Below are 23,049 nucleotides of genomic sequence, written 5' to 3'. Positions count from 1 at the left end.
GTTATGTTCCGACATGTTCACGATATATCGGAAACAGTCGCTCGGCAAGGGGCCGGTTCGTGCGACACTGGAACGGTTATGACTGCTCTCCCCCTGGTCTTCGAGGCGCCTCGCCGCGGACTGCCGCCCCGCCATCTGGCCGACCTCACCGTCGCCGAGCGAGCGGAAGCGGTCGCCGAACTCGGCGAGAAGCCGTTTCGCGCCAAGCAACTGTCGAATCACTACTTCTCGCGCCTCACGGTCGACCCGGCGGCGATGACGGACATCCCGGCCGCCTCCCGCGATCGGTTGGTCGCGGAGCTGATGCCGCCGCTGCTGACCGAGGTTCGCGCGGTGGCCTGCGACGAGGGCACCACGCGGAAGACGCTGTGGCGGGCGCACGACGGCACGCTGCTGGAGAGCGTGCTCATGCGCTACCCGGATCGGGCCACGCTGTGCATTTCGAGTCAGGCGGGGTGCGGGATGGCCTGCCCCTTCTGCGCCACCGGGCAGGGCGGGCTGGACCGCAACCTGTCCACGGCCGAGATCGTCGACCAGGTCCGGGCCGCCGCCGCGGTGATGCGGGACGGGTTGATGCCGGGGCCGGACGGGAAGCCGACCCCGGGCCGCCTGTCGAACATCGTGTTCATGGGCATGGGGGAGCCACTGGCCAACTACAAGCGAGTGGTGGCCGCGGTCCGCCGCATCACCGACCCCGCCCCCGGTGGGCTCGGCATTTCGCAGCGTTCGGTCACCGTCTCCACGGTCGGGCTGGCGCCGGCGATCCGGAGGCTGGCGGATGAAAAGCTCCAGGTGCGCCTGGCGGTGTCCCTGCACACGCCGGACGACGAGTTGCGTGACACGCTGGTCCCGGTGAACAACCGGTGGTCAGTGGACGAGGTGCTCGAGGCGGCTCGCTACTACGCCGACACCAGCGGACGGCGGGTTTCGATCGAATACGCGCTCATCCGGGACGTCAACGACCAGCCGTGGCGCGCGGACCTGCTGGCCAAGCGGCTGCGCAAGCACCTCAACCAACTCGTGCACGTCAACGTCATCCCGCTGAACCCGACACCGGGCAGCAAGTGGGACGCCAGTCCGAAGGCCGTCGAGCGGGAGTTCGTGCGCCGCGTCAACGCGGGGGGAGTGGCCTGCACGGTCCGGGACACGCGAGGCCAGGAGATCGCCGCGGCCTGCGGCCAGCTCGCCGCCGAGGGCTGAGCCGGGCGCAGGCCGCGGGTGCGGTCAGCGCCGCCAGGCGGTGCGCTGCCGCTTGAGGTCGATGAGCAGCCCGATGATCACGGCCACGCCGAGACCGATCAGCCAGACGTTCTCGGTGTTGTTCTCGTGGTTGTTGTAGATCATCACGAACAACAGGATCGCGGTGACCCAGCCGGCGATCCGGGTGGCCTTCGGGAAGGTGCCATGCCATCCCCAGGCCGCCGACGGCTCGTCGCGGGGGTCCACCGTGCCGACGCCGGAATGCTTCCGCTTCTCCACCGTCTTGCCTGCCACGATCACTCCTCCACAACCTGCCGGAACCTGCACTCGCGATAATCCCACATGCCCCGGGCGCGCCCGGCGGGCGGTTCGGGACAATGGTCGCGATGAACACACCCCGCACCGTCCTCGTGCTCGGTTCCACCGGGTCCATCGGCACGCAGGCACTGGACGTCGCCGCCCGTAATCCCCACCTGTTCCGCGTCGCGGGCATCGCCGCCGGGGGTGGCGATCCGGCTGCGCTCGCCGCCCAGGCCCTGGCCCACGAGGTGGAGGCGGTCGCGGTCGTCAAACCGACCGCGGTCGAGGATCTGCAGCTAGCGCTGTACGCCGAGGCGCAGCGCCGCGGGTACGCGCGGGGCGAGTTCCGCCTGCCGCGGATCTTCGCCGGCGCCGACGCGGTGACCGAACTCATCGCCGCCGTGCCGGTGGACGTGGTGCTCAACGGGATGCCCGGTTCCCAGGGGCTCGAGCCCACGCTGCGCGCGCTGGACACCGGCGCGATGCTGGCACTGGCCAACAAGGAGTCCCTGATCGCCGGGGGACCACTGGTGCTCAAGGCGGCCAGGCCGGGCCAGCTGGTGCCGGTGGACTCCGAACATTCCGCGATGGCGCAGGCGTTGCGGGGTGGCCGGGCGGACGAGGTCGACCGCCTGGTGCTCACCGCCTCCGGCGGGCCGTTCCGCGGCCGCAGCAGAGCCGAGATGGCCGGGGTGAGCGTGTCCGACGCCCTGGCCCACCCCACCTGGTCGATGGGGCGGCTGATCACCATCAACTCGGCCACCCTGGTCAACAAGGGGCTCGAGCTGATCGAGGCTCACCTGCTGTTCGACGTGCCCTGCGACCGCATCGACGTGGTCGTGCACCCCCAGTCGATCGTGCACTCGATGGTGACCTTCACCGACGGCTCGACGCTGGCGCAGGCCAGCCCGCCCGACATGCGCCTGCCGATCGCGCTGGCCCTCCACTGGCCCGACCGGGTGCCGGGGGCGGCCCAGCCGTGCCGCTGGGACCAGGCCTCGGCGTGGACCTTCGAACCGCTGGACGCCGAGGCCTTCCCCGCCGTCGAACTGGCCCGTCACGCCGGGACGACCGGCGGCTGCCTGCCCGCGGTGTTCAACGCCGCGAACGAGACGATGGTGGCCGCCTTCCTCGCGCAGAACGCCCGCTTCACCTCCATCGTGGACACTGTTGAACAGGTGGTTCAGGAGGCTGACGAGTGGCGCCGCGAACCCCGCGACCTGGAGGATGTGTTCGCCGCGGAACGGTGGGCGCGCGCCCGCGCCGCTGAAATCGCTGAGGAGAGGAAGTAGGGCTTGCTCGCCTACATTTTCGGAGTCGTGCTCTTCGCGCTGGGCATCTGCGTGTCCGTCGCGCTGCACGAGGCGGGGCACATGCTCACCGCGAAGGCCTTTGGGATGAAGGTCCGCCGCTACTTCATCGGTTTCGGACCCAAGGTCTTCTCGTTCCGCCGGGGTGAGACCGAGTACGGCCTGAAGTGGATCCCGCTCGGTGGTTTCTGCGACATCGCCGGGATGACGGCCCTCGACGAGGTCACCCCCGACGAGGCGCCGCGGGCCATGTGGCGGTACAAGACCTGGAAGCGCACCGTCGTGCTGGCCGCCGGGTCGGTGACGCACTTCATCCTCGGCTTCCTCGTGTTGTACGTGATGGCGGCCACGATGGGCCTGCCGAACAACACGGGCAAACCGCAGATCGACTCGGTGGCCGACTGTGTGACGAATGCCACGACGGCCAGCCAGGCGGCCTCGCCGGACTGCCAGCCGGGTGACCCGGCTCCGGCGAAGGCCGCGGGGCTCAAGCCCGGCGACGAGATCGTCTCGGTGGGCGGGGTGGCCACTCCCACCTTCTCCGACGTGACCGCCCGGATCAAACCGCTGTCCGGGCCGGTCACCCTGCAGGTGCGGCGCGACGGGCAGGTCATCCCCCTGACGGTCGACGTGGTGAAGGTGGACCGCCCGGTCACCGACCCGGCCAACCCGAAGGGTGCGCCCACGATCGTCCGCAACGGCGCGATCGGCGTCGTCATGGCGCAGTCGCTGCACTACAGCCCGGTCGCCGCCTTCGGTGCGGCGGGATCGTTCACCTCGGACATGTTCGTGCAGACCTGGGACCGGCTCCTGGAGTTCCCGCAGCGCATCCCCGCGGTGGTGCACGCGATCTTCGGTGGCGAGCGGGATCCGAACACCCCGGTCAGCGTGGTCGGCGCGAGCCGGATCGGCGGCGAGGCGGTGGAAGCCGGGGTCTGGCCGTTGTTCCTGCTCCTGCTGGCCAGCTTGAACTTCTTCGTCGGCGTGTTCAACCTGCTGCCGCTGCTGCCGCTGGACGGCGGCCACATCGCGGTCACCTGGTACGAGCGGATCCGGGATTGGCAGCGCGGGCTGCGCGGCAAGGCCGCGGGCGGGCCGGTGGACTACACGAAGCTGTCGGCGATCACGATGGTCATCGTGTTCCTCGGCGGGGCGGTAACGCTGCTCACCGTGACGGCTGACATCGTCAACCCGATCCGTCTGCAGTAGGTAGGCTGATCGAGTACGCAGCCGTCTGTAGGCCGTAGAGGATTCCATGAGCGTCGCCCTGGGCATGCCCGCCCTTCCCCCTCCCGTACTCGCGCCACGGCGCCCGACCCGGCAGTTGATGGTGGGTTCGGTGGGTGTGGGCAGCGAACACCCGATCTCCGTGCAGTCGATGACCACCACGCTGACCGCGGACGTCAACGCCACGCTGCAGCAGATCGCCGAGTTGACCGCGGCGGGCTGCGACATCGTGCGCGTCGCCTGCCCTTCGGCGGACGACGCGGAGGCGCTGCCCGCGATCGCGAAGAAGTCGAAGATCCCGGTGATCGCCGACATCCACTTCCAGCCGAAGTACGTCTTCGCCGCGATCGAGGCCGGTTGCGCGGCAGTCCGGGTGAACCCGGGCAATATCAAGAAGTTCGACGACAAGGTCAAGGAAATCGCGCAGGCCGCCAAGGACCACGGCACCCCGATCCGGATCGGGGTCAACGCGGGTTCGCTGGACCCCCGCCTGCTGAAGAAGTACGGCAAGGCGACGCCGGAGGCATTGGCGGAGTCGGCGCTGTGGGAGGCGTCCCTGTTCGCCGAGCACGACTTCCACGACATCAAGATCTCGGTCAAGCACAACGACCCGGTGGTCATGGTGCGGGCGTACGAGCTGCTCGCCGAGCAGTGCGACTACCCGCTGCACCTCGGCGTCACCGAGGCGGGCCCGGCGTTCCAGGGCACGATCAAGTCGGCGGTGGCCTTCGGAGCCCTGTTGCGGCAGGGCATCGGCGACACGATCCGCGTCTCGCTGTCCGCGCCTCCGGTGGAGGAGGTCAAGGTCGGCGCGCAGATCCTGCAGTCGCTGAACCTGCGCCCCCGCAAGCTGGAGATCGTGTCCTGTCCGTCGTGTGGCCGCGCTCAGGTGGACGTGTACAAGCTGGCCGACGAGGTGACGGCGGGCCTGGAGGGCCTGGAGGTGCCGCTGCGGGTGGCCGTGATGGGCTGTGTGGTGAACGGCCCCGGTGAGGCGCGCGAGGCCGACCTCGGGGTGGCCAGCGGCAACGGCAAGGGGCAGATCTTCGTCCGGGGCGAAGTGATCAAGACCGTGCCCGAGCACCAGATCGTGGAGACCCTGATCGAAGAGGCCATGCGCATCGCGGAGGAGCACGGCGAGGCGGAAGGAAGCGGTCAGCCCGTCGTCACGGTGAGTTAGGCTCGGAGCTCGGTGGGCGCTTCTCGGGCGCCCTTGCCGCTATCCTTGGGGGCAGTCGTCGAGCGCAGAAACGGGGTGGGGTCGTGAGCGTCGCTTTCACGGATTCCGCGCTGAGCTGGAACTACCTGCTGGAGACCTGGCGCGAACTCGAGGTGCCGGAGGGATGGCGGCCCGAGCTCACCGTCGAGGGGATCCAGATGACGCCGCCGCCGGGGGGACCGCACAACCTCATCGCCGATCACGTGCATGAGGCGCTGGTGGGGAGCAAACCGGAAGGCTGCGGTGTCTTCCAGACCCTGGGTGTGGGGATCGAGCGGATCGGCGGGATCTACGTGCCCGATCTGTGCGTGGTGCCGCGTGACGTGATCCCGGAGAGCTCGGACCCGGTTCCCGCGGAACACGTCCTGCTGGCCGTGGAGATCACCTCCCGCGGCAACGCCCGGCACGACCGCTCGAAGAAGAAGTGGGCCTACGCGCACGGCCCGATCCCGCAGTATCTGCTCATCGACCAGTTCGATGAGGACGGTCCGGCCGTTTCGCTGTTCTCGGAACCGGTGGACGGCGTGTATGGCAAGACGATCCGGGTGCCCTTCGGCCGTGAAGTCGAGGTCGGCGAGCCGTTCGGTCTTCGACTGGACACCACGCGGTTCTAGGACGGCGCCATGGTGTCGGGGCGGCCGGTTGCCCGTGCCGGGGGGTCATCTGGCAGTCTGGACGATGTGTTGCGGCTTGCCGGTGCACGGCTGCTCGGTGATCGGGACTTCGCGGCGGTCCGTGCCGTTCTCGCGGCCGACCCCGTGGCGAGTTGCATGGTGAGCGCTCGCGTCGAGGTCGCCGGTCTCGATCCGTGGCGGCTCGGCGGTGAGCTGTGGGCGGCCGACTACCGCGGCTGGGGTTCCGGGCGGCTGCCCGGTCTGTGCTTCTCCGGCCCCAACCTGATCCCCCTGCGCGGCAACGCGTCCGCGCTGCGTTCCTTCGCCGACCGTGCGCTGCGCCGCCAGCGCCTCTGTTCCTCTCTCGTCGGTCCGGCCGAGCAGGTGCTCGGGCTGTGGGACCAGCTGGCGGGGGAGTGGGGCCCCGCCCGGGAGGTTCGCGAGGACCAGCCGCTGATGGCGATGGACGGCCGGACGGAGGTGGCGGTGGATCCCCTGGTCCGTCCGGTGCGGCCGAGCGAGATCGAGCAGTACCTGCCGGCCGCGATCGCCATGTTCATCGAAGAGGTGGGGGCGGACCCGTGCGCGGGAGACGGCGGCGCGAGCTACCGTGCCCGCGTGGCCGAGCTGATCGCGAGCGGGCGCGCGTTCGCGAGGTTCGAGGGCCGCGAAGTCGTGTTCAAGGCCGAGATCGGCGCGCTTTCCCGTACCGTGGGCCAGATCCAGGGGGTCTGGGTGCGTCCGGACCGGCGAGGCCACGGCCTGGGCAGGTCCGGGACCGCGGCGGTGGTGAGCCATCTGGTCAACGGATTGGGCCGTACCGCCAGCCTGTACGTCAACTCCTTCAACAGTCCCGCGCTGGCCGCCTACCGGGCGATCGGCTTCCGCCAGGTCGGCCGCTACGCCACGGTCCTGTTCTGATTTTCCGGGCACGCCGTAGGGTGGAGGTATGTCCCAGCGTGCCCCACTGAAGCCCGGCGTCCAGACGCCCCGTCGGCCCGTCCCAGCCAGCATTCCGCGCCCCGAGTACGTGGACAAGCCGGCACCGAAGCGCGACAACGGCAATGGTGTGCGCACTTCCGAGGTCATCGAGGCGATGCGGATCGCGGGCCGGATCGCGGCGCAGGCGCTGGAGGAGGGCGGCAAGGCCGTCAAACCCGGCAACACCACCGAAGACGTGGACAAGGTGGTGCACGAATTCCTGCTCGACCACCACGCCTACCCGTCGACCCTGGGCTACCGCGGGTTTCCCAAGTCCTGCTGCACCTCGCTGAACGAGGTCATCTGCCACGGCATCCCGGACTCGACGGTGATCGAGGACGGCGACATCTGCAACATCGACGTCACCGCCTACATCGGTGGGGTGCACGGTGACACGAACGCCACCTTCCTGGCCGGCGACGTGTCGGAAGAGGTGCGACTGCTCGTCGAGCGCACGCACGAGGCCACTATGCGGGCGATCAAGGCGGTGCGCCCGGGGCGTCAGCTGAACGTGATCGGCCGCGTGATCGAGTCCTACGCCAAGCGGTTCGGCTACGGCGTCGTGCGGGACTTCACCGGTCACGGTGTCGGACCCGCCTTCCACACCGCACCGACCGTGCTGCACTACGAGGAACCGTCGGTGACGACGGTGATCGAGCAGGGCATGACGTTCACGATCGAGCCGATGATCACGCTCGGCACGATCGACTACGACGTCTGGGACGACGACTGGACCGTCACCACGAAGGACAAGAAGTGGACGGCCCAGTTCGAGCACACCATCGTCGTCACCGAGACGGGCGCGGAGATCCTGACTCTTCCCTGAGCAGCAACTGGTCGAGGAAGCCGCCGGCTTCGGCGGCGGCCCGGTCCGGATCGCGGTCGGCGATCGCGGCCAGCAGGCCGTGGTGGCCGATCTCGGTCCGCTCGTCGAGGTGATCGTGGGAGGTGGTGGCCACGCTGGCCGCCACCACCTCGGTGAGGCCGCGGTAGAGCTCGGTGAGCAGCGTGTTGTGTCCACATTGGACGACCTTGAGGTGGAAGCCGGCATCTGCGCGGACGAAGTCCTCGAGCGAGTTCTCGCGCTGCGCGCGCTCGCGTTCGTCCAGCAGCGCGCCGAGTTCGGCTAGTTCCTCGGGGGTGTGCGCGGTCGCGGCCAGGCGTGCGCCCTCCATTTCGAGGCTGCGCCGCACCTGCAGGACCTCGCGCAGCTCGGTGCCGCACAGGCGGCGGAGGGCGCCGGACACCTCGCTCGTGGCCCGGACGTAGGTGCCGTTGCCCTGCCGTACTTCGAGGAGGCCGCCGTGGGCGAGCGCGCGGACGGCTTCCCGCACGGTGTTGCGGCCGACGCCGAGGGTGGTGGCGAGGACGCTCTCCGTCGGAATGCGGTGGCCCACCGGCCACTCGCCCCCGGCGATGGCGCCCTTCAGTTGCTCGATCACCTGGTCCACGAGCCCGGCCCGCCGGGTGGTGGCTAGCGGCACACCTGATCCCTTCACCCGATCATCCTATGTCTGCCATAGTAGCCAGTGTGGCCGACATAACCGTGCAACAGCCTTCCGTGCGCCGGGTGCTCGCCGGCGGTGTCCTCCTGGGGGTCGCCGTCGTGCTCGCCGCGGTGAACCTGCGTCCGGCGGTCACCTCGGTCGGCTCGGTGCTCGACGAGATGCGGGAAACGCTCGGTGCCTCCTCGACCTGGGCCGGTGCCCTCACCACGGTGCCCGGCCTCTGTTTCGCGGCGGCCGGTTCGACCGCGCCCTGGGTGGCCCGGCGGATCGGGCTCGGGGGTGCGGTCGCCACGGCACTGGCGCTGCTCACCGCCGGACTGGTGCTGCGGGTGCTGGACGGCCCGCTGGTGGTGCTCGGCGGCACCCTCGTCGCCACCGCCGGGATCGCATTGGCGAACGTGCTGATCCCCGTGGTGGTGAAGGAGTCCTTCGCGGCCCGCGTCGGGCTGATGACGGGGCTCTACACCGGGGCGCTGCAGGCCGGTGGCGCCCTCGGCTCCGCCGCGACCCCGCCCCTGGACACCGCTCTCGGTGGCTGGCGGCCGGCACTGGCGTCCTGGGCGGCACTGTCCGGTCTCGCGCTCGTGGTGTGGCTCGCCGCCGCTCGTGGCCGCCCCTCGCCGCCGGTGCCCCAAGGAGCGCACGGTGAGGCCGGCCGGTCCCTGTTGCGCAACGGCCTCGCGTGGACCGTGACGCTGTTCTTCGGCTTCCAGGCCTGCCTGGCCTACATCGTGATGGGCTGGCTGCCGCAGGTGCTGATGGACGCCGGAGTGAGCCGCGGTGACGCGGGCCTGCTGCTCGGCCTGGTCTCCGTCCTCGGGCTCCCGGTCAGCCTGGTCGTGCCGCCGCTGGCGGCCCGGCAGGGCAGCCAGAGCTGGTGGATTCTCGGGCTCGGCGGGTGCGGCTTCGCCGGGGTGACCGGGGTGATGGTCGCGCCCGGTGCGGCACCGGTGCTGTGGTCCGTCCTCATCGGCATCGGGATGAGCGTGTTCTCCCTCGCGCTGACCACGATCGCACTGCGCAGCCGCACCTCGCACGACACCGCCCGCCTGTCCGGGATGGCGCAGGGGCTCGGTTACCTGCTCGCCGCGGCTGGCCCGTTTCTGTTCGGCCTGTTGCACGACCTCACCGGGGGCTGGACGGTGCCGTTTGCGATGGTGCTCACCGTGGTGGCCGGGCAGCTGGTGTTCGGTGTGCTGGCCGGCCGTCCCCGCTACCTCTGACCCTTCACCGGCAGGTTCAGCAGTGCGTTTTCGATCAGCTCGGGCAGTGCGGGGTGGATCCAGTACTGGCCCCGCGCCATGGTGTGCGCGTCGAGCCCGAAGCTCATCGCCTGGATCAGCGGCTGGATCACCGTCGCCGCGTTCGGGCCGATGATGTGCGCGCCGAGCAGGAGGCCGGTGGCAGGATCGGCGAGCAGTTTGGCGAAACCACTCGTGTCCTCCATCGCCCAGCCGTAGGCGATTCCGGCATAGTCCTGAGTGGCGGTCACGTACTCCAGCCCCCGCTGCCGCGCCTGCTGCTCGGTCAGGCCGACCGAGGCGACCTGCGGGGACGAGAACACCGCGTGCGGCACGAAACGGTGATCGGCCTCGATCGGTTCGCCGGGGTGCAGCAGGTTGTGCTGCACGACCCTGGCCTCGTGGTTGGCCACGTGCTTGAGCTCGAAGGGCGAGGACAGGTCGCCCAGCGCGTAGATCCCCTCGACGGAGGTCTGCTGGTGCGCGTCCACCTCCACGTGGCCACTGTCCACAGTGGTCACTCCAGTGGCGGCCACGTCGAGCAGGTCGGAGTTGGGCCTGCGCCCGGTGGCGACCAGCAACTGATCGCCGCGCACCGTTTCACCGCCTTCCAGTTCGAGGGTCACCCCGGAGCCGTCACGGCGTGCCCGCAGGGTCCGCCGGTTCAGCCGGACGTCGTACCGCCGGCTCGCCAGTTCGGTGAACCGCCGGCTGATCTCCTCGTCTTCGTAGCGCAGTAGCGCGCCCGAGCGGGCGATCACGGTGACCTCCACCCCGAAGGAGGCGAACACGTGCGCGAATTCGGCCGCGATGAAACCGCTGCCCAGGATCAGCAGGTGCCGGGGCAGTTCATCGAGCCGCATCACGGTGTCCGAGGTGAGGTAACCCACCTCGTCCAGTCCTTCGACGTCCGGGATCACCGGCCGTCCGCCCGCGGCGAGCACGAACCGGTCCGCGCTGAGGGTCTCGGTGCCCCCGGCGGTCGTCACCGTGAGCTCCTTGTGCCCGGTGAAGCGGCCTTCGCCCTCGTACACCGTCACGTTCGCGTTGTCCGGGTGGCCGATCCGGTACTCCCGGCCGCCTGCCGCGATCGGGTCGATCCGGCCGAAGATCCGGTCGCGCACCTCGCGCCAGCGCACCGCGACCAGTTCCTCTTCCACACCGAACCGGTCGCTGACCGACGGGGTGGCCGCGAGGTCGGCGGTGTGCACGAACATCTTCGTCGGAATGCAGCCGACGTTGAGGCAGGTGCCGCCGAAGACCCCCTTCTCCACGATCGCCGTCTTCCAGTCGGCGAACCGCGGATCGAGAATCGAGTTCCCGGAGCCGGTACCGACGATCACCAGGTCGTAGTGGGGCACTGTGCCATCCTTTGCCGTCATCGCGTTCGTTCCTGCCAACCGGTCCGGGACGGTGCTTGTTCCCCTCAGTCGCCCGTCGCCGTGAAGTGCATGCGGTCGACCGGCTCGTGCCAGGCTCCGCCCCAGCTCCAGCCGATCGCCGCGAAGGCCCGTACCGTCGCGTCGCCCGCGAGCACCATCCCGGGGCGTCGCCAGGAGCGATCGAGGTAGGCCGAGGCGAGTTCGGGCAGCACGAGATCGCCCTTGGTGTAGGGATTGCAGAACGGGTCGAGGTCGATCGCCAGGCCGTAGGCGTGGGCCGACCAGCGGGTCTGGCCGCGCGCGGGACGGCAGACGAAGGCGCTGGTGTTGTTCCCGTCACCGGTCGGCGCCGCGCCCAGTTCGGCCGGGCTGGTGATGCGCATCTCCTCGATCGGGAACCGTGCCCCGAACAGCTCACCGAACACCCGCGTGACCGCCTCCGCGACCGAGGCGTTGACGAGCATCTCGCCGGTGTGCGCGCGGCCGTCGAAACCCCAGAAGGACATGGTCAGGTAGCGCAGGCCGCTCGCAGGCACCGGGCACGTGCTCTGCCAGGTGCTGCGGGCGAGCACGTCGGCGGGCACGGGCCGGATGGTCGCGGCGTACCGCCCGGCGGCCGGGGGCGGCAGGAGGTCACGGGTGGGGAGGTCACGTGTCCTGAGCACTTCCGGGGTCGGTTCCACCTGGCCGAATCCGTCCGGGCGGCGGGGCAGTGGCCGCGCGCCCACGGTCCACGGTGCCGGCGCGGGGGAGGAGGCGGTGGTGAGGGACGTGCTCGCCGGAGCAGAGGCGGTGGTGCCGGCCGGTGAAGGAGCCGGCGGTGGTGCGGTCCTCTCCGACACCGCGCACGCGGCGGGCGCGGCCAGGACCGGCACGGTCAGCAGTGCGGCGATCATCGGGGAGATTCGCACAGGCCCAGCTTGGCAGACCAGGAGACCACCTGATCCAGCGACAGCGCCTCGCGGTCTAATCCACTACCGTGTCACTCGTTGCATTCTCACGCTCGGGAGTCACCTGGATTCCCAGCGCAACCATAGGGGAAAGTCGCAGAGGGGTATCCGCATGGCCAGACACGCTCGACGTGACCGCAAGTTCCGCCTGCTGCTCGCGGCCGCCGTCGCGATAGCCGTGGCGTTCCCGATCGCGTCGGCGTCGGCCAGTTCCTCGGGGCCGTCCGGTCCCTCGGCCACGGTGCGTCCCCGGATCGTCGGTGGCACGGAGGCCTCCATCACCGACTTCCCGTACGCGGTGTACCTGACCGACCGCAGGGGTTACCAGTTCTGCGGTGGCGTTCTGGTGAGCCACACCGCGGTCGCGACCGCAGCCCACTGCGCCCGCGCGCTCAGCCGGTCCGAGATTCGCGTCGTCGCAGGCAGGCAGGACGAGCGCACCGACGACGGCATGACTGCCAGGGTCGCCAAGGTCTGGGTCGAGCCGGGATTCAGCGATCCGGGCAAAGGCGACGACGTCGCGGTGCTGACCCTGGACCGGGCCGTGCCCTACCAGCCGGTTTCGCTGCCCGGACAGAACGATCCCAGGCTCTATGCCGAGGGGACCACCGCGACCGTGGTCGGCTGGGGCCGCACCACCGACGGCGGATCGCGCTCCGAGTACCTGCGTCGCGCGGAACTGCCCGTGGCGAGCGATACCGGTTGCGCCGACAGCTATCCGAACTACGACGCCCGCTCCATGGTCTGTGCCGGTTACCCGGACGGCGGGATCGACGCCTGCCAGGGCGACTCGGGCGGACCGCTGCTGGTCGGTGACACCCTGATCGGCATCGTCTCCTGGGGAGACGGCTGCGCCAAGCCAGGCAAGCCCGGGGTGTACACGCGAGTGGCCAGCTACAGCGACGAAATCAGGGCCGCGGCCCGGCTGGATTCCTTGTTCTGATAGTCAGGGCCGGTGAACCTCGCCGGTACCGAACTGACCTCTTCGCAGCTGTACGACCTCCTCCGCTTGCGCGTCGACGTGTTCGTCGTCGAGCAGGCCTGCCCCTATCCGGAACTCGACGGCCGTGACCTGCTGCCCGGCACCCGTCACCTCTGGATCGCGGGGGAGGAGGGCATCGATGCCTGTCTCCGCATCCTCACCGAACCCGGCGGGCACTATCGCATCGGCCGGGTCGCGACGTCGCGCCGGGCTCGACGGCAGGGGCTCGGGGCGCGGCTGATGGCGGCCGCGCTCGACTACATCGGCACGGCCGACAGTGTGCTCGACGCCCAGACCTACGCGCAGGGGTTCTACGCGAAGTTCGGCTACCGGCCGGAGGGCGAAGAGTTCGAGGAGGACGGCATCCCGCACATCACGATGTGGCGCCGCGTGGGGCCGTCGCACTGATCACCTTCACCGCGGTGTCCACTTCGGACTCCGACAGATCGGCGCGCGCGGTCAGCCGCAGCCGGGAGACGCCGTCAGGTACCGACGGAGGCCGGAAACAGCCGACACGGACCCCCTGCTCGGCGCAGCGGGCCGCCCAGGCCACCGCATCCTCGGGCGACGGTGCGCGCACCGACACCACCGCGGCCTGCGGCTCGGTGACCGCGAACCCGGCATCGCTCAACTGGCCGTACAGGCGTGCCGCGTTGTCCAGCACCCTGCCCGGCAGGCCCGGTTCCGCCTTGAGCGCACCGAGGGCGGCGAGCGCTGCCGCAGCACTGGAGGGGGCGAGTCCCGTGTCGAAGATGAAGCTGCGGGCGGTGTCCACCAGATGCCGGATCACGCGGCGCGGCCCGAGTACGGCGCCCCCCTGAGCGCCGAGGGATTTCGACAGTGTGATGGTGGTGACCACATCCGGTTCGCCGGACAGTCCGGCCGCGTGGACCGCACCCCGCCCGCCCTCCCCCAGTACCCCGAAGCCGTGTGCGTCGTCCACGAGCAGGGCCGCACCGTGAGCGCGGCAGGCAGCGGACAGTTCCGCCAGGGGGGCGAGATCGCCGTCAACCGAGAACACCGAGTCGGTGACCACCAGTGCCCGGGATTTGCGCCTGGTGGACAGCGCGTGCTTCACGGCGGCGGGGTCACCGTGCGCCACGGCCGCGACGTCGGCACGGGACAACCGGCACCCCTCGATCAGCGAGGCGTGGATGTAGCGATCGGTGACGATGGCCGATTCCTGGCCGGACAGGGCCGTGACCGCGCCGAGGTTCGCGGTGAAACCCGACGAAAACACCAGGGCGGCCTGGGTGCCGCAGAAGCGGGCGAGCTCGTGCTCCAGCTCGGCGTGCAGTTCCGTGGAGCCGGTGACCAGCCGGGAGCCGGTCGCCCCGGCGCCCCAGCGCAGTGCGGCCGCGGCGGCCGCACCGGCCACGCGCTTGTCCCTGGCGAGGCCGAGGTAGTCGTTACCGGCAAGGTCAAGTTCGGGGTTCACCGGGCTCCGGGGCTGCAGCCTGCGGCTCAGGCCCGCCTCGGCCCGGCGGCCAGCCTCCGCGTCCAGCCAGTCGAAAACCTGCGCTCCCGCACCTTCGCTCGCGTCCACTCGAGCATCCTCTCAAGGCGTGCCCGCAGCGCTGTTTCAGGCCACCCGGACAGCGAACGAGGGCCACCGGCAGGCTGCCGGTGGCCCTCGTCACCACGGAAAGGATCAGTCGTGCTTGCGGCGCGCCGGACCGTGCCCGGTACGCCGCGGACGGAAACCGTCGCGCGACTGGCGGGGCCCGCCGAAGCCGCGGGACCGGCCGCCCTGCCACTCACCGCGGGGACCGCCGGAGCGGCGCGGGGAGGGCTCGCGGCGACGCTCGATCACCGGCTCACCACTCGGCTCGCGAGCCCCGGTGATCCGGGCCAGTTCCGCATCACCCGGACGCACAACGGCCGACTCGGCCCGCACCCCGGCCCGGTCGGTCATCCGCCGGACCATTCGGCGCTGGTCGTGGGTGATCAGCGTGACGACCGTGCCGGAGGCCCCGGCGCGTGCCGTCCGTCCGGCCCGGTGCAGGTAGTCCTTGTGGTCCGCGGCCGGGTCGACGTGCAGCACCAGGCTGACATCGTCGACGTGGATGCCACGGGCGGCGACATCGGTGGCGACCAGCACCGGGGTGTGGCCTTCCTTGAAGTCGGCGAGGACCCGGTTGCGCTGGCCCTGCGTCTTGCCGCCGTGCAGCGCGCCGGCGTGGACTCCCTTGGCCCGCAGCCGCTCGGTGAGCCGGTCGACGTGGTGCTTGGTGCGTACGAACATGATCGTCCGGCCCTCGCGGGCCCCGATCTCGGTGACGATGGCCTGCTTGTCCTGGTGCGAGACCTGGAGCACGTAGTGGTCCATGGTGTCCACGCTCGCGGTGACCGGCGCGACCGAGTGCTCGACCGGGTCGGTCAGGTAGGCGTCCACCAGCTTTTTGACGTCCCCGTCGAGGGTCGCCGAGAAGAGCAGCCGCTGGCCGCCCTGCGGGGTCAGGTCCAGGATCTCCCGGACCTGGGGGAGAAAGCCCATGTCGGCCATCTGGTCGGCTTCGTCGAGGGCGACGAACTGCGCGTCGGAGAGCACGCAGGTGCCCTGCCGCACGTGGTCGGACAGCCGTCCCGGGGTGGCGATGAGCAGATCGACCCCGCGGGCCAGCACCTCGGCCTGGCGGCTGAAGGCCATCCCGCCCACGGCGGTCCGGCACCACAGGCCCAGGGACTTGGCGAGCGGGGTCAGCGAGTCGGCGACCTGCATCGCCAGCTCGCGAGTGGGCACGAGCACGAGGGCCCGCGGCCGCTTGGGGCGCGCCTTCCCGCCACCCAGCCTGCCCAGCAGCGCCAGGCCGAAGGCCAGCGTCTTGCCGGAGCCGGTCTGCGCCCGGCCCAGCACGTCGCGCCCGGCGAGCGCGTCGGGGAGGGTGGCCGACTGGATGGGGAACGGCGCATCGATACCGGCCTCCCGCAGGGCCACCAGCAGTGGCTCCGGCAGGTTCAGGTCGGCGAACGAGGTCACCGAAGTGGTCTCGACAGTGATACTCACTAACTGCCTCTCGGACGTGGCACGTCGCAAGGAGGCCCAATGGCCTGCACAGCAGGGCACAGTGTTGTCCTGGGCGTTCACAGGGACGGACCCGGCGCATTGCTGACGCCGTTGGTGGGTGGATTACCGCGAGCCCGAAACTGGCTTGGCTGCGAGGAACAACACTTGTCGACGCTGCCTGTCGCGGTCTGTGATCAGTCTACCGGAACGGTCACGTTCACCGCAGACCGGCCCGCCTCCGTAACCGGTCGATCACCGTGGGGATGTGGATGTCAAGGCCGCGGGAGACGAACCAGGTCGCGAGCGTGCGCGCGTCCCTGGCGAGGAACTCGGGTCCCGCGGGATTGCCGAACACATCGACCACCTGCGGCAGATCGATCAGCACCAGCCTGCCTTCGTGCACAAGGACGTTGTAGGGGGACAGGTCCCCGTGGGCGATCCCTTCCCCGGCCAGCAGGTCGAGGATCCTGCCCGCCTGCCACCACAAATCGTCCAGGTCGCGGGGGGCCGGACGCAGCCCGGCCAGGCGGGGCGCGGCTTCACCCCGTTCGTCGCCGAGGAACTCCAGTAGCAACTCGGTCCCGTCGCGCTGGACGGGATAGGGGACCGGGACCCCGAGTGTCCACAAGCGACACAATGCGGTGAACTCGGCGGCCGCCCACTGTTCGGCGATGAGGTTGAGGCCGAAAGCGCTGCGCCGCGCGATCGCCCTGTTTTCGCGGGACCGCCGCAGCTTTCGGCCCTCGAGGTAACCGGCATCACGGTGGAACTGCCGGTGTTCGGCCGACCGGTAGCGCTTGGCGGCGAGCAGGCACTCCCGGGAACCGTCGGGCAAGGCCCGCCGCAGCAGGTGCACGTCGGCTTCCTTGCCGGACTTGAGGATACCGAGTTCGGTGTCGACCGCGGCCAGTTCGGTCACCAGCCAGTACGGGTGCGGTTCAGGGCCGCGAACCCCGGAATCCCAGGTCGAGAGGCGGTCACCGCCGCCCGGGATTTCCGGTTGCGCCCAGGCCTCCTCACGCAACTCGGCGAGCCGTGCTCGCTGGGCCTCCGTGAGCCGGCCACGACGGGTGTAGGCCGGGTCTTCGTCAGTGAAGCGCCGACGGCGGCGGCGCGGGGAAAGATCTTTGTGCTCGCGCACGGTGGGTTCTCCTCGAGCGGGGCCCCACCGGGCGGAATCAGCCGGGCGGGGCGGGCGGAAGGGGGAAGCAGGCAAAACCGGACTCGGCGACAGTCATGGCGGCCTCCTTTCCTCTTCTGCGCTTTCCGCTGGTCACGTCATCATGGCCGAGGGTGCTGCGGGGCGGCAAGCGATTTACCGGGCGCGGCCGGTGCCCCGTTGCCCCTAGCACCGGCCGCGGCTGCCTGTCAGTCGGAGAGCGCGCGGCCGCGGCGAAACCTGTTGCACCGGACTTGGTGCCGTGCCGGAACGGGAACTTCAGTTCTCGATCACGAGGTCCAGTTCGTTCTCGCCGCTGCGCACGAGGCGGATGCCCGCCCGCGACGCCACGCCGAGTAGACCTTCCACTGTGGACGGTTCCCGAGGGCTCCTCGCCAGTGCTGCCGCCAGCTTCCCCTTGTACGCCTTGTTGTGATGGCTCACGGTCCGCCCGCCCCGGGTCACCACACGCACGGTGACCGCGTGCTCGACCCGGGCGAGCGCCGCATAGGCTCCGGAGCGCAGGTCGACGATCAGTTCGTCACTCGCCGCCAGCACCGGCTCCAGGGCAGGACGCCACAACGCGCGAAGCGAACCGATCGAAGGCAGCGTGCTCCCCCCGGAAAGCCGGTATGCCGGGATGCGATCGGAGCCCCGGGCGATGCCGAACAGTGCCGAGGCCACGGCCAGCCGTTGCTCCGCCTTGGCGAGTTGCGCCTTGCTGAAACCACCGACGTCGAGGGCTTCGTAGAGGACACCCGTGTAACGCTCCAGGGCGGGCAGTGTCGGAGCCGACCACAGGGTGCCGTTGCGGGTCACCTCGTCTTCCTGGCGGGCCGACAGGCCCAGCGCCGTCAGGCTGGCGGGCAGGTCGGCGGCGAGTTCGACGAGCGCGTCGGCGAGCTTGCGGCGGACCGGGTTCAGCTCCGGCGCGGAGAAGTGGTCGAAGTCCAGCGGCGGACCGTCCCCGCCGGGCGCCTTCGTCTCGGACGGAGGGAGCAGCACCAGCACAGGGGCAGGCTAACCGGTGGCGGGCACCGCACCGGAGTGGGCCGTCGTGCGGGCCGACGTGTACGGGTGTTTTCACCCCAAGGTGTGAGAGGGCGCACTCGAACGTGCTGTGCACGAACGTGTTCATCGCGCTGGGGCGACGGCATGAGCGATGGGAGCCGCATGCCGGGCGGCGGGCGGGGGTTCCCCGTGTGGGCCCGGGTTGTCCGGCGTTTCCGATGATGAGGCGTTGTTTCCGAAATGGACCCGAGTGCGGTTCCTGATGAACCTGCCCGCGGCCTGAATCCGCAGGTGAGCGGGCTCATGGCGGTGGCGGGGGGTGAGTGCGCTGCCGTCGCCGTCCGGCCACTGCTTTACTTCACATATGGAACCCAGTGGGTCGCTGACGCTCCGGTATGCCGTCGCCACCGATGTCGGACGGCGGCGGGATGCGAACGAGGACTCGGTCTATACCAGTCCGCGGCTGCTCGCCGTGGCCGACGGCATGGGCGGGCACGTGGCGGGCGAGGTCGCCAGTTCGGCCGCCGTCGCCGCGGTCACCGAGCTCGACCGGCGGCTGGCCGAGGACACGGTCGAAGAGAGCCTCGCCGACGCGCTCGCCGGAATGGTGGGCGACGCGGTGCGAAGGCTGGGCACCCTGGTCGAGGAGGACCCGCTCCTGCAGGGAATGGGTACCACGCTGACCGCCCTGTTGTGGGACGGCACCCGGTTCCTGGTGGCCCATGTCGGTGATTCCCGTGCCTACCGGCTGCGTGACGGCGTGCTGGAGCAGATCACCCGTGATCACACGGTCGTGCAGGAGCTGGTCGACCAGGGGCGGATCACGCCCGAGGTGGCCATGACGCACCCGAGCCGCTCGGTGCTCACTCGCGCACTGCAAAGCGGCGGCGAGGCCGAACCGGACATCTTCGCCGTGGAGGCCCGCGCCGGCGACCGCTACCTGATCTGCTCGGACGGCCTCTCCGACGTTGTCCCGGCCGAGCTCCTGACCGAAGTGCTGACGACGGTCGAAGATCCCGAAGCGACGGTGGCCAAGCTCGTCGAGATCGCCAACGCCGGCGGAGGCCCGGACAACATCACCTGCATCGTCGGCGACATCTCCTGAGCGCGGTCGTGCCGCCTGCGGTGGAGCCGGGACGATCTTCGTGAACGGCGCGGGCGCGCACCGGGCCAGGCGGGGCGTGCCGGGCGAGGCGACTCGCCCGGCCGAGCGTGGTTGCGTACCCTGGCCAGGGTGATGGCCGTGGAACCCGAGGACCTCTGCCCGCGCCCGAATCTCGTCCGGCAGGACTGGATGGATCTCTGTGGCCGGTGGGGATTCGCCTTCGACGACGGGGATGCCGGGCTGGCCGACCGATGGTACGCCGGCCACGAGGCCTTCGACCGGACCATCACGGTGCCCTACCCGCCCGAGTCCGAACTGTCCGGTGTTCACGCTCCCCAGCCGCGGCGGGTGGTCTGGTACCGGCGCGAGTTCGACACGGCGGCACCCCCGCCGGGATACCGGTTCGTGGTGCACTTCGGCGCCGTGGACTACGCCGCTTCGGTTTGGGTCAACGGGGTGCCCGTGGGCGGGCACGAGGGCGGGCACACCCCGTTCACACTCGACATCACCGATGCGCTCCGTCTCGACGGCGGCGCACAGTCCATTGTGGTCCGAGTCGAGGACCAGCCGGACGACGCCACCCAGCCGCGCGGTAAGCAGGACTGGCGTGAGGAACCGCACGACATCTGGTATCACCGGACGACTGGGATCTGGCAGCCGGTGTGGGCCGAGGTGGTGCCGGATCTGCATCTGCGGGAGGTGCAGTGGATCGCCGACGTGCCGGGCGCCTCGGTCGTCTGTGAGGGCGAACTGTCGAGTCACCCGGAGAATCCCGTCACCGTGCGGGTGTTGCTCCGCCTCGATGGGGAAACGCTTGCCGAACAGGCCGTCCGGGTCGATCACCGGCGGTTCCGGTTTCCGGTGGCGGTGCCCGCGCTCCGGCACGGGCAGGATCGTCACCGGCTGCTCTGGGCACCCGAGCATCCGGTGCTCGTGGATGCGGGGGTGCGGGTGGAACCGGCGGACGGGCCGGAAGACGTGGTGGCCAGCTATCTCGGCATCCGCGAGGTCGGGGTGGCCGACGGACGGTTCCTGCTCAACCAGGTGCCCTACTTCCCCCGTATGGTGCTCGAACAGGGCTACTGGCCCCAGTCGCACCTGGCGGCGCCCGATGCCGGGGCGCTGCGGCGTGAGGTCGAACTCATCAAGGAACTCGGTTTCAACGGTGTCCGGGTGCATCAGAAGGTCGAAGATCCTCGCTTTCTCTACTGGTGTGATCGTCTCGGCCTGCTCGTGTGGGGGGAAGCGGCGAACGCCTACGAGTTCGGGCCGACCGCCATCGAACGGCTGACGCGCGACTGGCTGGAGATCCTTCGCCGTGACCGCAGCCATCCGAGCATCGTCACCTGGGTTCCCCTCAACGAGAGCTGGGGGGTTCCCGACATCGCAGCCGTTCCCGCCCAGGCGCATTTCGCGAGTTCGCTGTATCACCTCACCAAGGCCGTCGACCCCACTCGCCCGGTGATTTCCAATGACGGCTGGGAAATCACCGAGGCCGATATCTACGGTGTCCACGATTACGCCCCTCTTGGCGTCTCCCTCAGCCGGCGCTACGGCGACCCTGACGCGGTGCGGAAGACCCTGGCCGAGGGGCGTCCCGGTGGTCGCCGTCTCGTGCTCGGCGAGATCACGGCCGATCGCCCGGTCATGCTGACCGAGTTCGGTGGCCTGTCCTATGCCCCTCAGGCCGGCGACAAGTGGTTCGGGTACTCCACTGTGGCCGATGCGGCCGGGCTCGTGCACAAACTCGACGAACTGGTCTCCGCGGTGCTCGATTCCCCTGCCCTGGCCGGTTTCTGCTACACCCAGCTCACCGACACCGAGCAGGAGACCAACGGCCTGCTGACCGCCGACCGGGTGCCGAAGGCCGATCCGGCGAAGATCCGGGCCATCCTCACCAGGCCCGCGCGAGCGCTTCCCGGCGAGGAGATCGGTGCCTACCGTGAGGAGATCATGCCGCGGGGCGACGGCGAGTAACAGCCACTCGAACACCCCCTGTGAGGCAGTGGGTGGGGAACCCGCGGGTGCGCCCGAAAAGGGGGCGGGGGCGCACCCGCGGGTCGGGGCCGTCGGGAAGCGGCCCCGGACGGCAGGTCACCGAACTCGAGGTCCCCAGGAGCGATGACCGGCCGCCACGTCTACGCGCCCGGATCCCAGATGGTCACGGCCCGCACCAGAAAGGGGGCGCGGGGCACGAAGGTGCCTTGGCCGGGATAGGTGGTGAAATCGCCTTCGGTCGAACATTCCGAGTCCTGGTACACCGTGACTTCGCGGTCCATCAGGTTGACGAAAGACTTCCCTGCCAGCTCTCCGGGAAGGAGCACGCATTCCTCCGGATTGGCGGTCCGCAGATCCAGTCGTTCGACCTGTGCGCCGAAGGATTCCTCCGCCCATACGCAGAATTCGCCCTGATGGCAGTCCACCGGCATACCGGGGCCTGCGGCTTCGGCGACACCGCCGCCCGCCAGTATTCCTATCACCGCGAGCACGAGCAGTCTCGGCAGAAAAGCGCGTACATGCATGATTTTCCCTCCCCAGTAATTGGTGTCCCGGCGGCCGGAGAAGCCACCGTCGTCGCATGTCCTCCACGATGGCCGGTCAGGCTGCCTTTGTCAGCAGGCATTTCTACTTCTGTGGATAAGTAGGGTTCCGATCGCTCGATCGGGCGGAGGTTGTCCACATTTTCGCCGAACTACTTGCCCGCGGCAGGTAAGCCTGTTATTTCGCGGGCCCGCTCGATCCCCGCACGACGAGTTCGACGTCCAAAGTGGCCGGTTCCGGCGCTCGCCCGCCCGCCAGCAGTTTCAGCGCCAGTTCGCCCGCCAGCCGTCCCTTGCGCACCAGGTCCTGGCGCACGGTGGTCAGCGGAGGATCGGCCCAGCCCGCAGCCGGTGTGTCGTCGAAACCGACGATCGACACCTCGCCCGGCACCGTGAGGCCGAGTTGCCGGGCGGCGGCGAGCGCGGACAGCGCCAGTTCGTCGGACATGCACAACAGGGCGGTGGGCCGCGGTTCGCGGTCGAGCAGGCGGCGAGCCCCGGTCATCGCCTCGTCCCTGGACAGCCCGGACGTTTCCCAGATCGGTACCGCACCCGGGTCCAGGCCGGCGGCTTCGATCGCGTCGAGATAACCGCTCAGCCGCTGCCGGTTGTCGAGAAACCGGCTGCGGGCCGCCTCCGCCGCGGTGAGAGGGCCGCCTCGCGGTGCCGAAAGGCACTGGGCGGACAGGATGGCGAAGCGGCGGTGGCCCAGTTCGAGCAGATGCCGGGCCGCGGCCGCCGCACCGCCCCGGTCGTCGATGCCGACCCGGGCCGAACCGGGGACGACGGGCTGGTCGATCACCACCAGGGGCAGGCCGCGCCGCTGGACCGCCCGCAGCGCGGGCGCCCCGTCCGCCAGGGAGTAGGCCACCGCGAGGTCGGCCTGCGCGGTCAGGACCCGGTCGGCCCGGGGTCCACCGTCGTCGCCACCGGGCAGCAGGAGCAGTGCGAGGCCCTCCGGATCGACCGTCGCCGCGAGCGCGTCCAGCGTGATGGACAGCGCGGGATCGGAGAAGGCCGCAGACAGCCCGGTGTCGAGCATGAACGCGATCGCCCCGGTGCGGCGGGTGGCCAGGCTGCGCGCGATCGGGTTCGGTCCGGTGTAGCCGAGACGCTCGGCCGCGCGCAGCACCTCACGCCTGAGTTCCGCGGACAGCTGGTCGGGCCGGTTGTAGGCGTTCGACACCGTCGCGCGTGAGACACCGACGGCATCGGCGACGTCGTCCAGTGTCGGTCGGCGGCGTGCGCTCACCCGTGCAGTCTAGAGGGTGGACATTCTGAAGCGCTTAAGACATTGTGGGGCAAGGAGGTGG

At 70.1% G+C, this 23,049-nt stretch carries 22 protein-coding genes; 12 read left to right on the top strand and 10 right to left on the bottom strand.

Annotation, left to right across the window (positions count from 1 at the left end):
- Window positions 1–78 precede the first annotated feature (78 nt).
- On the top strand, window positions 79–1,200 hold the full coding sequence (gene rlmN / locus ORV05_RS24845; RefSeq protein WP_268754421.1) for a 23S rRNA (adenine(2503)-C(2))-methyltransferase RlmN: 1,122 nt from the start codon (window positions 79–81) through the stop codon (window positions 1,198–1,200).
- Between the two features lie 24 nt (window positions 1,201–1,224).
- Here rlmN and ORV05_RS24840 read toward each other — a convergent pair whose 3' ends face one another.
- Entirely contained in the window at window positions 1,225–1,494 is a 270-nt protein-coding gene (locus tag ORV05_RS24840) for a DUF2631 domain-containing protein (RefSeq protein WP_268754420.1), read from the bottom strand.
- Between the two features lie 92 nt (window positions 1,495–1,586).
- On the opposite strand from ORV05_RS24840, the gene dxr reads away from it, so the two are divergent.
- The 6 genes from dxr (at window position 1,587) to map (ending at window position 7,677) form a co-directional block, all read left to right on the top strand.
- The gene (dxr, locus tag ORV05_RS24835; protein WP_407652548.1) at window positions 1,587–2,792 is read left to right on the top strand and encodes a 1-deoxy-D-xylulose-5-phosphate reductoisomerase; all 1,206 of its coding nucleotides are present in this window, start codon (window positions 1,587–1,589) and stop codon (window positions 2,790–2,792) included.
- 3 nt (window positions 2,793–2,795) lie between these two features.
- A complete protein-coding gene (locus ORV05_RS24830) occupies window positions 2,796–4,019 on the top strand; it encodes a M50 family metallopeptidase (RefSeq protein WP_268754418.1) in 1,224 nt (407 codons plus the stop codon).
- A 46-nt stretch (window positions 4,020–4,065) separates the two neighbouring features.
- A complete protein-coding gene (gene ispG, locus ORV05_RS24825; RefSeq protein WP_268754417.1) occupies window positions 4,066–5,217 on the top strand; it encodes a flavodoxin-dependent (E)-4-hydroxy-3-methylbut-2-enyl-diphosphate synthase in 1,152 nt (383 codons plus the stop codon).
- 83 nt (window positions 5,218–5,300) lie between these two features.
- Window positions 5,301–5,870, top strand: a complete 570-nt coding sequence (locus ORV05_RS24820) for a Uma2 family endonuclease (protein WP_268754416.1) — start codon at window positions 5,301–5,303, stop codon at window positions 5,868–5,870.
- Between the two features lie 66 nt (window positions 5,871–5,936).
- Window positions 5,937–6,791, top strand: a complete 855-nt coding sequence (locus ORV05_RS24815) for a GNAT family N-acetyltransferase (protein ID WP_268754415.1) — start codon at window positions 5,937–5,939, stop codon at window positions 6,789–6,791.
- Window positions 6,792–6,819: 28 nt separating this feature from the next.
- Window positions 6,820–7,677 carry a type I methionyl aminopeptidase gene (gene map, locus ORV05_RS24810; protein WP_144591542.1) on the top strand — a complete coding sequence of 286 codons (858 nt, stop codon included), beginning with the start codon at window positions 6,820–6,822 and terminating at the stop codon, window positions 7,675–7,677.
- On the opposite strand, the gene ORV05_RS24805 is transcribed toward map, so the two are convergent.
- Window positions 7,640–8,335 carry a FadR/GntR family transcriptional regulator gene (locus ORV05_RS24805; protein WP_268754414.1) on the bottom strand — a complete coding sequence of 232 codons (696 nt, stop codon included), beginning with the start codon at window positions 8,333–8,335 and terminating at the stop codon, window positions 7,640–7,642. The two genes, map and ORV05_RS24805, sit on opposite strands and share 38 nt — an antisense overlap.
- A gap of 26 nt (window positions 8,336–8,361) precedes the next feature.
- Here ORV05_RS24805 and ORV05_RS24800 point away from each other — a divergent pair, with 26 nt between their 5' ends.
- Window positions 8,362–9,582 carry a CynX/NimT family MFS transporter gene (locus ORV05_RS24800; protein WP_268754413.1) on the top strand — a complete coding sequence of 407 codons (1,221 nt, stop codon included), beginning with the start codon at window positions 8,362–8,364 and terminating at the stop codon, window positions 9,580–9,582.
- Here the strand turns inward: ORV05_RS24800 and ORV05_RS24795 are convergent.
- Both ORV05_RS24795 and ORV05_RS24790 read right to left on the bottom strand, forming a co-directional pair.
- The gene (locus ORV05_RS24795) at window positions 9,573–10,961 is read right to left on the bottom strand and encodes a mycothione reductase (protein WP_268759883.1); all 1,389 of its coding nucleotides are present in this window, start codon (window positions 10,959–10,961) and stop codon (window positions 9,573–9,575) included. The two genes, ORV05_RS24800 and ORV05_RS24795, sit on opposite strands and share 10 nt — an antisense overlap.
- Before the next feature lie 65 nt (window positions 10,962–11,026).
- Window positions 11,027–11,893 carry a M15 family metallopeptidase gene (locus tag ORV05_RS24790; RefSeq protein WP_268754412.1) on the bottom strand — a complete coding sequence of 289 codons (867 nt, stop codon included), beginning with the start codon at window positions 11,891–11,893 and terminating at the stop codon, window positions 11,027–11,029.
- 151 nt (window positions 11,894–12,044) lie between these two features.
- On the opposite strand from ORV05_RS24790, the gene ORV05_RS24785 reads away from it, so the two are divergent.
- Both ORV05_RS24785 and ORV05_RS24780 read left to right on the top strand, forming a co-directional pair.
- Entirely contained in the window at window positions 12,045–12,875 is an 831-nt protein-coding gene (locus tag ORV05_RS24785; RefSeq protein ID WP_268754411.1) for a S1 family serine peptidase, read from the top strand.
- Between the two features lie 12 nt (window positions 12,876–12,887).
- Window positions 12,888–13,322: a GNAT family N-acetyltransferase gene (locus ORV05_RS24780; RefSeq protein WP_268754410.1), complete on the top strand. Its 435-nt coding sequence runs from the start codon at window positions 12,888–12,890 to the stop codon at window positions 13,320–13,322.
- On the opposite strand, the gene ORV05_RS24775 is transcribed toward ORV05_RS24780, so the two are convergent.
- The 4 genes from ORV05_RS24775 to yaaA form a co-directional block, all read right to left on the bottom strand.
- Window positions 13,288–14,460, bottom strand: coding sequence for an 8-amino-7-oxononanoate synthase (locus ORV05_RS24775; RefSeq protein ID WP_268754409.1), 1,173 nt, complete (start codon window positions 14,458–14,460; stop codon window positions 13,288–13,290). The two genes, ORV05_RS24780 and ORV05_RS24775, sit on opposite strands and share 35 nt — an antisense overlap.
- Before the next feature lie 105 nt (window positions 14,461–14,565).
- Window positions 14,566–15,921, bottom strand: coding sequence for a DEAD/DEAH box helicase (locus tag ORV05_RS24770; protein ID WP_268754408.1), 1,356 nt, complete (start codon window positions 15,919–15,921; stop codon window positions 14,566–14,568).
- A gap of 217 nt (window positions 15,922–16,138) precedes the next feature.
- Complete coding sequence (locus ORV05_RS24765) at window positions 16,139–17,062, bottom strand: serine protein kinase RIO (protein WP_268754407.1); 924 nt, start codon at window positions 17,060–17,062, stop codon at window positions 16,139–16,141.
- 297 nt (window positions 17,063–17,359) lie between these two features.
- Window positions 17,360–18,091, bottom strand: coding sequence for a peroxide stress protein YaaA (gene yaaA / locus ORV05_RS24760; protein ID WP_268754406.1), 732 nt, complete (start codon window positions 18,089–18,091; stop codon window positions 17,360–17,362).
- 364 nt (window positions 18,092–18,455) lie between these two features.
- Between yaaA and ORV05_RS24755 the strand changes: the two genes are divergently transcribed.
- Complete coding sequence (locus ORV05_RS24755; RefSeq protein ID WP_268754405.1) at window positions 18,456–19,196, top strand: PP2C family protein-serine/threonine phosphatase; 741 nt, start codon at window positions 18,456–18,458, stop codon at window positions 19,194–19,196.
- A 132-nt stretch (window positions 19,197–19,328) separates the two neighbouring features.
- Complete coding sequence (locus tag ORV05_RS24750) at window positions 19,329–21,173, top strand: glycoside hydrolase family 2 protein (RefSeq protein WP_268759882.1); 1,845 nt, start codon at window positions 19,329–19,331, stop codon at window positions 21,171–21,173.
- Window positions 21,174–21,334: 161 nt separating this feature from the next.
- On the opposite strand, the gene ORV05_RS24745 is transcribed toward ORV05_RS24750, so the two are convergent.
- Both ORV05_RS24745 and ORV05_RS24740 read right to left on the bottom strand, forming a co-directional pair.
- Entirely contained in the window at window positions 21,335–21,718 is a 384-nt protein-coding gene (locus ORV05_RS24745) for a peptidase inhibitor family I36 protein (RefSeq protein WP_268754404.1), read from the bottom strand.
- A gap of 196 nt (window positions 21,719–21,914) precedes the next feature.
- The gene (locus ORV05_RS24740; protein WP_268759881.1) at window positions 21,915–22,964 is read right to left on the bottom strand and encodes a LacI family DNA-binding transcriptional regulator; all 1,050 of its coding nucleotides are present in this window, start codon (window positions 22,962–22,964) and stop codon (window positions 21,915–21,917) included.
- Window positions 22,965–23,049: the final 85 nt, after the last annotated feature.

The sequence above is a fragment of the Amycolatopsis cynarae genome, from assembly GCF_026802195.1.
Classification (GTDB): domain Bacteria; phylum Actinomycetota; class Actinomycetes; order Mycobacteriales; family Pseudonocardiaceae; genus Amycolatopsis_E; species Amycolatopsis_E rhizosphaerae.
The sequence above is the reverse complement of the archived record's forward strand: the minus strand, read 5'-3'. Positions and strand labels throughout refer to the sequence as shown.

Coding starts and splice junctions, on each gene's coding strand:
- ORV05_RS24800 (WP_268754413.1), top strand. CDS start 8,362: ATGTCTGCCATAGTAGCCAGTGTGGCCGACATAACCGTGCAACAGCCT.
- ORV05_RS24785 (WP_268754411.1), top strand. CDS start 12,045: ATGGCCAGACACGCTCGACGTGACCGCAAGTTCCGCCTGCTGCTCGCG.
- ORV05_RS24745 (WP_268754404.1), bottom strand. CDS start 21,718: ATGCATGTACGCGCTTTTCTGCCGAGACTGCTCGTGCTCGCGGTGATA.
- rlmN (WP_268754421.1), top strand. CDS start 79: ATGACTGCTCTCCCCCTGGTCTTCGAGGCGCCTCGCCGCGGACTGCCG.
- ispG (WP_268754417.1), top strand. CDS start 4,066: ATGAGCGTCGCCCTGGGCATGCCCGCCCTTCCCCCTCCCGTACTCGCG.
- map (WP_144591542.1), top strand. CDS start 6,820: ATGTCCCAGCGTGCCCCACTGAAGCCCGGCGTCCAGACGCCCCGTCGG.
- dxr (WP_407652548.1), top strand. CDS start 1,587: ATGAACACACCCCGCACCGTCCTCGTGCTCGGTTCCACCGGGTCCATC.
- ORV05_RS24755 (WP_268754405.1), top strand. CDS start 18,456: ATGGAACCCAGTGGGTCGCTGACGCTCCGGTATGCCGTCGCCACCGAT.
- ORV05_RS24750 (WP_268759882.1), top strand. CDS start 19,329: ATGGCCGTGGAACCCGAGGACCTCTGCCCGCGCCCGAATCTCGTCCGG.